The sequence below is a fragment of the Proteus vulgaris genome (assembly GCF_016647575.1).
Taxonomy (GTDB): domain Bacteria; phylum Pseudomonadota; class Gammaproteobacteria; order Enterobacterales; family Enterobacteriaceae; genus Proteus; species Proteus mirabilis_B.
Genome location: NZ_CP032663.1, coordinates 1,665,466 through 1,677,601, shown reverse-complemented (window position 1 = coordinate 1,677,601; position 12,136 = coordinate 1,665,466). Strand labels below are relative to the sequence as shown.

The following is a 12,136-nucleotide window of genomic DNA, read 5'->3' as shown; positions in this document are numbered from 1 at the left end:
ATAAATAACCACTTTATCTTTTTATTCCACTTATATGAAAAGAAGTTTATTTCTTATCTAAAAATCAACCTAGTATTCTCTCTTATAGCTTACAAAGTTATTCAAGATATATTTCGAATTAAAAATTAAGTTACATAAAGTAAAATTTAAATATCCATTTATTAATAATTGTTTATATTACTGGTAATTTAATATACTAAATAACTAAAAATATGAATGATCCCCCCCAAAAAGATATTATTGGCTCTTTTAAAAGTTTTTTGATGGAATGCCTGATAAACATTGATTAGCAATGACAATTTTATATCTCGATTAATATAAATATAAAAACCCCCCAGCAATTGGTTATCCAACTATTGGGGGGGTGCTTTAAGTATCTGTTGTTATAACTGATAACTTAATTTAATAATTTCTTAGGCTTAAGCACTTTTGAGAGATCCACTGCAATTTTAGCAGTTTCATCTAAATAAGGATCTGGACCTTCATAATCCTTAGGCAAATCATCGAGTGATTTCAACGCAGGCTTACCCTCTAATTTAAAACGCTCATTTATGCGGTTTAATTTAATGGCTTCTAGCTCTTTGTTTTCTTTCTCTCTTTCAGCAAAGTTTAGGATAACAAATTTATCTTCACCTTTTGCTTTAGCATCGTTATAACGCTGAATATCAGCAAAGATGTATGAAAACTCTCGGTCATTTGCAATGCGCTTAGTATGCTGTTCAGTTAATGGTGCGAACGCCGCTTTCAGTTTGTCTGAATACTCAGATAGCTGATAACTTGCTGGAGAGATACTATCCCAAGGCAATGCGTTATCTTCAAAACTTTCACCCATTTCAGCACTATCAAAGCTTGGTAACAATAAATCAGGTGTTACCCCTTTAAGCTGAGTACTCCCACCATTAATTCGATAGAATTTTTGAATGGTGTATTGCACTGAACCTAAACCAGGCCAATCAGGGCTTAGCATTTGATCGTAAACACGGGTTAATGGGCGATATTGTTGAACCGTTCCTTTACCGAACGTTTGCTCACCTACAATTAATGCTCGTCCGTAGTCTTGCATTGCAGCAGCAAAAATTTCAGAGGCAGAAGCACTAAAACGATTTACGATAACAACTAGTGGCCCTTTATAATAAACGACATCATCTTTATCGAAATCTTGTCGTACACGACCATTGTTATCTCTGACTTGCACAACAGGACCACTTGGAATAAATAATCCTGAAAGTGAAATCGCCTCTGTTAATGCTCCACCGCCGTTACCTCGTAAATCAATAACTAAAGATGAAACATTATCTTTCGCCACTTTTTGTAACTGTGTTTTCACATCATTGGTTAAGCCAACATAGAAGCTTGGAATATCCAAAATTGCAACTTTATCACCATTAATGACTTTTTCAGTCAGCTTAACAGCTCTGTCTTCTAAACGAATTTGCTCTCTGACTAAAGTGATTGTTCTTGGTTTAGCGCCTTTCTCATCAGAAATAACCTCTAATTTTACTTGGCTACCTTTCGGCCCTTTAATCAACGCAACAATATCATCAAGTCGCCAGCCGACAACATCAACCATTGGCTTATTTTGTTGCCCTACTGCAATAATTTTATCGCCAACTTTCAACTCTTTGCTTTTTGCAGCCGGACCACCGGTTACCATAGAGTTGATCATTGGGTAATCATCATCCATCTGTAATACAGCGCCAATACCTTCTAAAGAAAGACTCATTTCAGAGTCAAAGGCTTCTGTATTTCTTGGTGATAGATAACTTGTATGAGGGTCAATTTCGCGGGCAAATGCCGACATAATGATTTGGAAAACGTCTTCGCTTTGGCTTTGTGTTTGACGACGTAACGCAGCTTTATAGCGCTTAGTTAGTGTCTCTTTAACTTCACTATCTGTTTTTTCAGATAGCTTCAGCGTTAACCAATCATATTTTACTTTTTCATCCCAAAGTTTATCTAGCTCAGCTTGAGTTTGAGGCCATGGCGCTTTTGTTCTGTCTAACTCAAACTTATCTTGGCCAGTTAAATCCATGGGTTTATCTAGGCGGTTTAAAGCATATTGAAAACGTTCAAAACGTCTTTTTTGCGCTAAATTAAAGAGATCATAAAGGGGCTGAAGCTCACCTTTCTTCAGATATTCACCTACTTTGGTTTTTTCTTTATCAAACTGGGCAATATCTGATGCTAGCAACACATTGTGGCTATAATCTAATAAATTAAGATAGCGATTAAAAATCTTTTCAGAAAAGCTCGCATCTAGCGAGAACTGACGATAATGAGAGCGTTCAAAACGAGAGGTTACTCGCTCGCTCACAGTAGAATGTTGTGGCTCTTGCTTTAATTCGGGTAACTGATCAATGGTTACCATTGCTGGAGTGGCTGGTTTCTCAGCCATCACAACAGAAGTGCCTGTTAACGTTAATCCGATTGCAAAAGCCACATTTAAAAGTTTGTTCATGCTCTGGTTGGCCTCCGTATCAGAACTTTAAATGTTCCGTGCGTACATTCATTGCCAAACCGTTAGGCAATTGTACACGTACACCCTCTTTCGCTATCTCTAGCACTGTCGCATCCATCACGCTGCTACCAACGTTAACTTTCAGCGATTGACCAACAGTAAGAACTGAGGTGTCTTTCACTGGAATTAACTTTTCGGTATTTTGGCGTGGTGGTGCTGCTTTACGAGGTGCTTGAGTCGCTTTTTGAGGACGAGGCTGTCGTTTTTCACCCTCTTTAGGTGGCTGACGACGCGTATTATTTGGCTTTTTCGCTGCCGGACGTTTGCTGGTCTCCTTATCACCTTCAGCTTCGCGCTTCTTAGCACGTTGTTCTGCTCTCTGAGCTTGAACGCGCGCCTTAGCTTCTGCTAATTGTGTACGAGCATGTTCAATATGCTCAGCTTCCAGTTCGCCGCAGTCATTACCATTCAAATCGACACGTTTTGCCCCTTCTTTAACTCCATAAAGGTAGCGCCAACTTGAGGTATACAAGCGTAATGCCGAACGTAACTGTGTTTTGCTCAGTTGAGTTTCATCTTTTAGATCTTCAACAAGATCTTGAAAAATGCCAACTTTCAAAGGGCGAGCTTCACCCTCAGCGATAAAACACTTAGGGAAACGTTCAGCTAAAAAAGCGATGATTTCTTTACTACTATTCAACTTAGGTTGATTTTCCATGAAATTTCCTGATTACAACGGTTTTGCCAACCAGCGCAGGCATGAACAAGCGACATTATAATAGTGTTGCCAACAATTTCTATGGCAAACGCCTGTTAACTTACACAAAATTCACAATATTTTGCTGTATGACAAGTTTTTAAATGCTCGCAGAGCACGTCACACAACGCTTTAAGCCCATTTTCATCTTTTTTATCAAAACGATCAAAAATAGGACTATCAATATCGAGAACGCCGATAATTTGTCCATTTACTTCTAAAGGTAGAACAATTTCAGACTGACTTGCACTGTCACAAGCAATATGACCACTAAATTGGTGAACGTCACTTACTCTTAAAATTCTGTTTTCAGAGTATGCAGTTCCGCAAACTCCTTTCCCAAAACCTATTCTGACACAAGCAATTTTGCCTTGAAATGGGCCAAGGACTAATGAATCACCATCATTAAGATAAAACCCAACCCAATTTATCGTATCTAACTTCTCGTAAAGAAGAGCGCTGGTATTAGCAAGTGATGCGATAAGATCATTTTCACCAGACAACAAGGCTGACAAATTATCAGTGAGTTCCTGATAAAAAAGCGATTTTGGCATCATTAAACCCTATTTGCGTAACTAAAATAGATAACATACTCGTAATTTAGCCTATTTTATCTTGAGGTTGAATACTCCATTTTCAAGAATTGGGCAAAAAAACGATAATATTCCCTTAACACCCACAAAAAAAATCAGACACTTAGTATTGTAAAATGAAAGGCATAAATATAATAAAAATGATAACTTGTGAACCATTGAGTATAGGTACTTTTTTTTAGCTTAATCAAACGATAACTCTTAAGAAAACCAACTTAGGCGAATTAACGAGCAACATAGTGAACAATATCGCAACAAAGGAAAAGAAATCAATACGCTGTCAGGAGTGTGATCATCTCGTGACACTCCCTCTTGCATTAAAGCGTGGAGAGGATGCTTATTGCCCTCGTTGCCAAGCAAAACTTGCATCTTATCGATATTGGTCATTAACTCGCCTACTTATTCTCTCTATTACAATGCTTATTTTGGCATCAATAGCATTTACTCAGCCATTAATTAAAATTCATCTATTAGGCACAATGATAACGGCGAATGTGCTTGATGGTATTCGCATGATGTCAGAGCAAGGCTCTCCCCTTACCGCAACGATGGTAGCCTTTTGTGCTATTGCAGCACCGCTTAGCCTCCCCATCGCTATTTTATATCTCCATTTAGGATCTCGCTTGCGCCTTAATCTTCGCCCGGTCTTATTGATGTTAGGGAAATTAAAAGAATGGGTAATGCTAGATGTCTATTTGATTGGACTTGGTGTTGCAACAATAAAATTAGGCGATTATGCAACTGTCTATATTGGCAATGGTTTAATTGCTTTTATTTCTTTAATGATACTCAGCTTATTAATGCTAATTAACATTAATATGGACCAACTTTGGCAACGCTTTTACCCACAAAAAGAGATAGAAAAAAGTCCTGCAACTTGCCATGCTTGTCATTATCATTTTAAAAAAACACCATCAACACACTGTCCACGTTGTAAATCTTGCTATAACCCAAGACAACCAATGAGTTTACAAAAAACATGGGCGGCATTAATTTCAGCAATAATTTTACTAATACCTGCAAATTTATTGCCTATTTCTATCTTCTATTTAAATGGTCAACGCAGTGAAGACACTATTTTTTCAGGCGTACTTTCCTTAGTGAATTCAGGCAATACACCAATTGCGATTATCGTTTTTATTGCCAGTGTTTTTGTGCCTTTTTTCAAAATTATTATTATGTTGGGCTTATTATTAAGCATTCATTTTAATTCTCGTATTGACCCTCTACTACGAATGAAACTATACCGTTTTGTCTCTTGGATAGGACGATGGTCAATGCTTGATCTCTTTGTGATTGGGCTGATGATGTCATTGATTAATCGAGATCAACTGATGACTTTCACAATGGGCCCAGCGGCTTTTTATTTTGGTACTGCGGTTATTCTTACTATCCTTGCCGTTGAATGGTTGGATAGTCGTTTACTATGGGATACTTATGCAACAAGAAGAAAACGACGTTCAGGACACACAAGCCCAAATACGCCGCAAGCGTAAAATTTCGACATTTTGGCTACTCCCTGTTATCGCCATTTTTATTGCTAGTTGGTTGCTTTTCCAACATTGGCAGGATAAGGGCGTAAAAATCACGATTGATTTTCAATCCGCATCAGGAATTGTCTCTGGCAGAACACCTATTCGCTATCAAGGCGTTGATGTGGGTCTTGTTAAAGATGTCACTTTAAGCGATGACTTACGTCGAGTTATTGTTACGGCTGATATCCGCAAAGATCTCGCGACCGCATTGCGCAAAAACACACAATTTTGGCTAGTTACACCTAAAGCCAGCCTTTCTGGTGTATCAGGGCTAGATGCTTTAGTGGGTGGTAACTATATCAGCATGTTACCCGGTGACGGCGAAAAGCAGTTTAAATTTATTGCTCAAGAAGTTCGTCCTCAAGCTAATATCGATAAAAATCAGCAATTAATCACTTTGACGGCAGATAAACTGGGATCGCTCAATGTTGACTCTCAAGTTTATTATCGCCAAGTTCCTGTTGGTAAAGTGTATAGCTATGCGATTCGCCCTGATAATCAGGGTATTTTTATTGAACTTAGTATCGATAAACAGTATGCCCACTTAATACGTCAAGATAGCCATTTCTGGAACGTCTCTGGCTTTCAAGGTAATTTCAATTTAAAAAGTGGCGTATCTGTAAAAATGGAAAGCGTTTCTGCTTTAATCAATGGCGCAATTGCTTTTGATTCACCAGAAAATAGCCCTCCAGCACAAGAAAACCAGCAATTTGTTTTGCAATCAGCCACCTCTGTCGATGCGGGCAAAGCAATATATGGTGAAGATGGATTAATTATTTCTCTAACCAGTGAAGAAAGCTGGGGAGTCGATGCGGGGCAACCTATTCTTTTCAGAGGAATTACTATTGGGCAAATCATTCAGCGTAATATGAGTGATGATGGCGTTATCTTTGATGCAATTATTGCCCCTGAATATAAGCATTATATTTATGAAAATAGTAAATTTGTTGCCAATAGCCGAATCAACGTCAATATGGGTCTAAATGGTATTGAAGTTCAAGGTGCGACACCTCAAGAGTGGCTTGAAGGAGGTATTCACCTTATTCAAGGTACTAAAGGGGCACCTAAAGAACAGTATCGCCTTTACCGTAATGACTTTTTTGCGAAAGCCAGTATTAATGGTAATGAATTACCGGTGACACTGACTTTAAAAGCCTCAAGCCTTCCGGGTATCCAAAAAGGTTCAGTGGTTCTTTATCATCAATTTCAAGTCGGCGAAATTACTGATGTTCGGCCTTTAATGAATGATTTTGATATTGATGTTTATATTTCTAAACAATATCGTCATCTACTCACAGAAAAGAGTGTCTTCTGGACTGAAGGTGCCGCTAAAGTCTCCGTTAATGGCTCAGGATTAACTGTTGAAGCGACACCATTAAATCGCGCATTAAAAGGTGCAATCAGTTTTGATAACTTCGAAAATATCAATAATAATGTTTCACGTTACAAACTCTATCCATCAGAAACTAGTGCCCGAGCTATAGGCGCACAAATTACGCTAAAAACATACGATGCAAGTAAACTCTCTGAAGGAATGCCTATTCGCTATTTAGGAATTGATATTGGGCAAGTCGAATCATTAATCCTTTCGCCAGATAGAAAAGCGGTAACTGTATCAGCCGTTCTCTACCCTGATTATGTCAAAACCTTTGCAAGATCTGGCAGCCGCTTTGCAGTTGTTACTCCTGAATTAACAGCATCAGGATTAGATAACTTGGATTCACTGATTCAACCTTATATTAAAGCAGAGCCCGGCAATGGTGGCGTATATCGTCAATTTGAATTGCAAACATCCAACATTACAGACTCACGCTATCTCGATGGATTAAATCTTGTGTTAAATGCCACGGAGGCAGGTTCAGTACAAATTGGTACGCCAATTTACTATCGCGGTCTTGAGGTCGGTGCAGTGACAGGTCTTGAACTAGGAAACATGTCTGACAGAGTATTAATTCACATCCGTATTAGTAAAAAATACCAATACCTTGTTCGAAATAATACAGAGTTTTGGCTTTCATCAGGATATAACTTCTCGTTTGGTTTAACTGGCGGAGTTATTCGTAGTGGTACATTCAAGCAATTTATACGTGGTGGGATCACTTTTGCAACACCACCTTCCACACCATTACAAGCGAAAGCCAAACAGGAACAGAATTTCATTTTAAATGACAAGGAACCCAAAGATTGGGATGAATGGGGAACAGCAATACCTAAGCCTTAAAAATTAGATAATTCTGCCCTATTTCAGATAATTTATTTAAAGCGGATCACAAAAAATGATCCGTTTTTTTTATTTCAAAAAAATATTTTGGAAATAGATTCCATTTATACTATGCTTAATTTTGTTTGGTCAAAAAGCATTCTTTAAAATAAATGCCACCAACAAAACACAACGGAACACAACACGACATCGCTTAAACCGGAGCTTTATTATGAAAAAGACAACGTTAAAAATTGCTTGCTATGAAATTGAAGATATTACTTTAAAACACTCTTCTGATAATCAATTAACTTATATTCATATTCCATGTGATTATGACAAAGAGTTTTGCATGCAATTAGATGGATGGGATGAAAACACAAGTATTCCAGCTCAACTGAAAGATAAAAATATTCTGCTTTATCGTCATGCTTATGATAAAGATAACCACCACTGGATCTTAAAAGTGGCGTAACGAGATGCTAAAGCGAATAAAAAAAGCCAGATAAATCATTTATCTGGCTTAGGGAAATGGCTCATTGCGAGCCGTGCGCTAAAAAGTAATTGCTGATTACTGCATAAACAAAAATCGAGGATTAACTCAGACTTTTCTATCTCACAACCTACTGTTAAATATTAGCTAACAATATGTAAAGATCCAGTAAACAACCTAGTAGCACACCATTTTCTATTCAAAAAATCTTCGCTTATAATTTTTATTATTTAAATCAATGTGATAAAAATATAAAATTATTAGTTATATTATTAATCACTTGATTAATTGCTCTCACAGAGCGACTTAATCGCATTCTGTATCACTTCTACTGATTTTTTCTTTTCTGGTATATTCGGATCTGGCAGTAAAATAACATCAATTAATTGTGCTTTTACTTTTCCACTTTCCATCTGTTTCATTGCAATCTCATTAAGTGGATACTGCATCAGTGTTGCTGGATTAATCACAAACCAAGCACCATCAGCACGACAATTAAGCATCACCTCTTCTCGTGTAAATGGCCAATCGTCACCAAATTGAAGCTTGCTGACCGTTGAAATAGGTGCTGCCGAGAATGCTTGAAAAGAAAACAACATTAACATTCCCGCTAATAAAAAACGTTTCATGTGGATATCTCACTTAAGAAATTAGGTTTTTTCGATTATATAACAATCTATACAGGTGAGTTAATCGCAAAGATGGCGACAGTAAAAATAACCATTGTTCCAAGTAATAGTTCAAGCCAACTATTCACTAGCAACCATTGAAAATTATTTTTCTTACGGATATGAGGTACTAAAACATAACGATTGATTACGGCTAAACCAAGCATTAACACCACTAAGCTAATCTTAAGCCATAACATACTTTGATATTCAGATGATAATTGTACTGCTGGCCATCCCGGGATTAACATAACGGCACTGATAATACCGGTAATAGTAACCAATAAAACAGCAATATGACCAAAAAGCGAAAATCGCTTCATTGTGCCAATGATAGGTTTGATCATCCCATCTGCAAGCTCGTCTTTATTACGTAAAAACTGCAAACAAGCGACAAATGGCCATAAACCACCAAACCAATATGCGGCACTAATAAGATGAATACTTTGGTTAACTTTATAAAATATCGCTTCTGATCCTGTAAACATTGCACCATGACCAATAAATGCATGTAAGATCAACATAATTGAAGCAACAATTAATAGAGAGAAGTTACGAATATAACGTTGGTGTATAAATAAAACAGCTAACGCAATGGTTGCCAAAACTAATTGCCATTGCCAAACTTGACCAAACGAAGTACCTAATACCGCTTTCCATATTTCAAATGACCAAGCATCCTCCCATCCATCCCCCATAATACCGGATTGTACAACCATCCATAGATAAGTCGTAATAAAGACAGTGACAGTACTAATGGCTAATGCAGGACGCAAACGAACTTGAATAAGAGGAATGAATTTATCTTTTGCAAGAATGGCAGCCGAGAAGCTCAGTCCGAACATAAACATGACTGCCACGAAATGGAAAAAACGGCATAAAATATAAACGTCTTCAGGTGTCATTATTTTACACTAAATTGATAAGAACCTTTTGTCTTGTGCCCATCAACAGAAACAACGTTCCAATTAACCAAATAGTTGCCTTCTGCTAAATCACTTTCTAAAGGCAATAATAATTTAGTATTGTTAACAGGGTCTAAACTCAATTTTCCTACGGTAATTTCTTTACCATCACTATTAGTGACTTTGATTTTGCTAAAAGCTAATTCAATACCTTCAGAGAAGTCTAGCGTAATAACCTTAGGCGCTTGAGATTGTTCAATAGCAGCACCTTCAGCAGGTAACTGTGATTTTAAGTGTGCGTGTGCTAATGCTTGTTGGTATGACATACCAAGGAATAAAACAGCGATAGCCGATAATTTACCCCAAGATGTCTTAAGTGTATTTAATGACATAATAACCTCTTAAATTACAGGTGATTTTTTTATTTATGGAAATATTTTATAGCAAATTTACGTCAAGATCTTCGCTTCTTGATATTAGAAATAAAAGGTTGTGAACTAGCACTCAAAATATATGTTATTTAGACCAGTTTCTGTTTCAAATATCACCCATTTTTACACTTCGAAAAAATATAATACCCATATTGACAGTCTAAACAGTTCAATACATAACCGAATACAACTAAAAGTAAAATAAACACCCTGCATGAATAACAGTCAAAAAGAATTTTTAGGATAAAAAATGAGCAAACAAAAGTGAGGAAGAGATAAAAAATAGGAATAAGAATGGAGGCAATACAGAAGAATAAAAAACGCCCTGCTATTCAGTCACAGCAGAGCGCAATAATTCATTTATTAACTTAAGCAATCTAACGCTTTATTAATAATTAAACATGTGCAGATGTTGATAATGTGTTCAGATCTTTATCTAACAAGAATAAAGCCTTACCACTGTCACCAACCATTGCTAATTTATCTAGGATTGATTTAAATAATTTCTCTTCTTCATGCTGTTCTGCAACATACCATTGTAAGAAATTAAACGTTGAATAATCCTGAGTTGTCATTGCAACATGTGCTAATTTATTAATCTCAGATGTAATGTGTTTTTCATGCTCGTAAGTTTTATCGAATAACTCAGATAATGATGAGAACTCAGCTGGTGGAGCTTCAATCGCACCAAGTAAAGGCATAGCACCTGTATCGCTTAAGTAATCAAATAAACGGTGCATATGTTCCATTTCTTCACGTGAGTGAGCTTTTAAAAACTTAGCTGCACCATCGAATCCTTTATCGTCGCACCAAGCACTCATTTGCAAATAAAGATTTGCTGAATAAAACTCTAAATTTAACTGTTCATTCAATTTATTGATCATATCTTGATGTAACATATTTTACGTCCTTTGCGATGAAAATTAACATTACGGATATTATGCACACTTAAAAATAAAAATATAGTTATTTAAATATAGTTTTTGTTTATTTTTTCAATCAATTAACTGTAATAAAAATAAAAACCAATCTCATTTGTAATATGCCGTCTCTCTATTTTAATGCTAAATAGTACTTATTATCATTAAGAATGAGAATATATTTAATCATTATAACAAAAGCAACATAACACATTGAAAAATAACAACATAATATTTAAAACTTAAATTTTTATTTTAGCTTCTATAATTATTAATTTTTTCTTTAGAGTCCGGAACTTCTGATTAATATTGAATAAAAATTATATTTAATCCATTAAAGAATATTCAAAAATAAGCTTTACCATATATCAATAAATATATAAAAAGTGATATCTATGATGATCATTATTATAAAAAAGTATCCTTTCTATTACTTCTTATCACTTCTCATTTTTTATAATTTCTATTTGATATTGCTACACATTTATTGACTCAGACAGCAGTTTTTTTCACTTTTTTTCATATAAAAAAATACATAACTCTCAAAAAATAAAAATAATCTCAATTTTTGTGCAGTTTTTCATTTTGACTGATAAGATTAGTAGGTAACTCATATTTGTATGCACAAAAAATTAATATTAAAGCCCTAATCATAATAAAAGGTTAATTAGGAGCCACTATGACAAAAACAGTGTTAGTACCCGTTGATTTTACAGAGCTTGGTTTATTGGACAAGGTTGTGTCTCATCTAAAAGCATTGTCTGTCGCTGACAAATTGAATATTCATTTTTTATCAGTCATTCCAAGTTATGAGTCTTTTGTCGGATTTGCATTCGCAGGCCAAGATAGACTAGCAAGTGACAAACAACGTATTGAAATTGCATTATCCACGCTAAAAGAAAATTTATCGCACATTGATATTCCCAATAGTACAACTCAATTTTATGTGTCTATAGGTAATCCTCGCGATAAAATTTTAGAAACCGCAAAAAAAATTCAAGCAGAACTGATTGTCATTGGTTCTCGTAATCCTGGTATGAAAACTTATCTTCTAGGTTCTACTGCATCTTCCGTGGTCAGTTACGCAGAATCATCTGTATTAGTCGTGCGTTAATCACCTGCCTCCATAAGAAATCTGGTATTCGTCATAAACCAGATTTCTTATTCTTTTCACCA

At 35.9% G+C, this 12,136-nt stretch carries 11 protein-coding genes; 4 read left to right on the top strand and 7 right to left on the bottom strand.

Annotation, left to right across the window (positions count from 1 at the left end; translation table 11 throughout):
* Window positions 1–397: 397 nt before the first annotated feature.
* The 3 genes from prc to D7029_RS07775 all read right to left on the bottom strand — a co-directional run bounded on the left by prc (window position 398) and on the right by D7029_RS07775 (window position 3,769).
* Window positions 398–2,458 carry a carboxy terminal-processing peptidase gene (prc, locus tag D7029_RS07785; RefSeq protein WP_194952335.1) on the bottom strand — a complete coding sequence of 687 codons (2,061 nt, stop codon included), beginning with the start codon at window positions 2,456–2,458 and terminating at the stop codon, window positions 398–400.
* 19 nt (window positions 2,459–2,477) lie between these two features.
* Complete coding sequence (gene proQ, locus D7029_RS07780) at window positions 2,478–3,176, bottom strand: RNA chaperone ProQ (protein ID WP_194952334.1); 699 nt, start codon at window positions 3,174–3,176, stop codon at window positions 2,478–2,480.
* Between the two features lie 95 nt (window positions 3,177–3,271).
* Window positions 3,272–3,769 (bottom strand): GAF domain-containing protein, encoded by a 498-nt coding sequence (locus D7029_RS07775; protein WP_088495806.1) that lies wholly within the window; start codon window positions 3,767–3,769, stop codon window positions 3,272–3,274.
* Window positions 3,770–4,047: 278 nt separating this feature from the next.
* Between D7029_RS07775 and yebS the strand changes: the two genes are divergently transcribed.
* From yebS to D7029_RS07760, 3 genes are all read left to right on the top strand, one after another.
* A complete protein-coding gene (gene yebS, locus D7029_RS07770) occupies window positions 4,048–5,304 on the top strand; it encodes a membrane integrity lipid transport subunit YebS (RefSeq protein WP_194952333.1) in 1,257 nt (418 codons plus the stop codon).
* Window positions 5,246–7,564 carry a PqiB family protein gene (locus D7029_RS07765; RefSeq protein ID WP_194952332.1) on the top strand — a complete coding sequence of 773 codons (2,319 nt, stop codon included), beginning with the start codon at window positions 5,246–5,248 and terminating at the stop codon, window positions 7,562–7,564. The genes yebS and D7029_RS07765 overlap by 59 nt, the downstream gene beginning before the upstream one ends.
* A gap of 211 nt (window positions 7,565–7,775) precedes the next feature.
* Window positions 7,776–8,018, top strand: coding sequence for a DUF1480 family protein (locus D7029_RS07760; protein WP_023582410.1), 243 nt, complete (start codon window positions 7,776–7,778; stop codon window positions 8,016–8,018).
* 302 nt (window positions 8,019–8,320) lie between these two features.
* Here D7029_RS07760 and D7029_RS07755 read toward each other — a convergent pair whose 3' ends face one another.
* The 4 genes from D7029_RS07755 to ftnA form a co-directional block, all read right to left on the bottom strand.
* Entirely contained in the window at window positions 8,321–8,665 is a 345-nt protein-coding gene (locus tag D7029_RS07755; protein WP_194952331.1) for a YebY family protein, read from the bottom strand.
* A gap of 47 nt (window positions 8,666–8,712) precedes the next feature.
* Window positions 8,713–9,609: a copper homeostasis membrane protein CopD gene (gene copD / locus D7029_RS07750; protein ID WP_088495810.1), complete on the bottom strand. Its 897-nt coding sequence runs from the start codon at window positions 9,607–9,609 to the stop codon at window positions 8,713–8,715.
* Window positions 9,609–10,001, bottom strand: coding sequence for a copper homeostasis periplasmic binding protein CopC (gene copC / locus D7029_RS07745; protein WP_088495811.1), 393 nt, complete (start codon window positions 9,999–10,001; stop codon window positions 9,609–9,611). Before copC ends, copD begins: the two co-directional genes overlap by 1 nt.
* A gap of 434 nt (window positions 10,002–10,435) precedes the next feature.
* Window positions 10,436–10,939, bottom strand: a complete 504-nt coding sequence (gene ftnA, locus D7029_RS07740) for a non-heme ferritin (RefSeq protein WP_075673382.1) — start codon at window positions 10,937–10,939, stop codon at window positions 10,436–10,438.
* Window positions 10,940–11,639: 700 nt separating this feature from the next.
* Between ftnA and D7029_RS07735 the strand changes: the two genes are divergently transcribed.
* Window positions 11,640–12,074 (top strand): universal stress protein, encoded by a 435-nt coding sequence (locus D7029_RS07735; RefSeq protein WP_072062602.1) that lies wholly within the window; start codon window positions 11,640–11,642, stop codon window positions 12,072–12,074.
* The last annotated feature ends 62 nt before the right edge of the window (window positions 12,075–12,136 follow it).

What these genes read in the sequence shown, in the direction of transcription:
- prc (WP_194952335.1), bottom strand. Translation starts at nt 2,458, where the DNA reads ATGAACAAACTTTTAAATGTGGCTTTTGCAATCGGATTAACGTTAACA.
- proQ (WP_194952334.1), bottom strand. Translation starts at nt 3,176, where the DNA reads ATGGAAAATCAACCTAAGTTGAATAGTAGTAAAGAAATCATCGCTTTT.
- D7029_RS07775 (WP_088495806.1), bottom strand. Translation starts at nt 3,769, where the DNA reads ATGCCAAAATCGCTTTTTTATCAGGAACTCACTGATAATTTGTCAGCC.
- D7029_RS07765 (WP_194952332.1), top strand. Translation starts at nt 5,246, where the DNA reads ATGCAACAAGAAGAAAACGACGTTCAGGACACACAAGCCCAAATACGC.
- D7029_RS07760 (WP_023582410.1), top strand. Translation starts at nt 7,776, where the DNA reads ATGAAAAAGACAACGTTAAAAATTGCTTGCTATGAAATTGAAGATATT.
- D7029_RS07755 (WP_194952331.1), bottom strand. Translation starts at nt 8,665, where the DNA reads ATGAAACGTTTTTTATTAGCGGGAATGTTAATGTTGTTTTCTTTTCAA.
- copD (WP_088495810.1), bottom strand. Translation starts at nt 9,609, where the DNA reads ATGACACCTGAAGACGTTTATATTTTATGCCGTTTTTTCCATTTCGTG.
- copC (WP_088495811.1), bottom strand. Translation starts at nt 10,001, where the DNA reads ATGTCATTAAATACACTTAAGACATCTTGGGGTAAATTATCGGCTATC.
- ftnA (WP_075673382.1), bottom strand. Translation starts at nt 10,939, where the DNA reads ATGTTACATCAAGATATGATCAATAAATTGAATGAACAGTTAAATTTA.
- D7029_RS07735 (WP_072062602.1), top strand. Translation starts at nt 11,640, where the DNA reads ATGACAAAAACAGTGTTAGTACCCGTTGATTTTACAGAGCTTGGTTTA.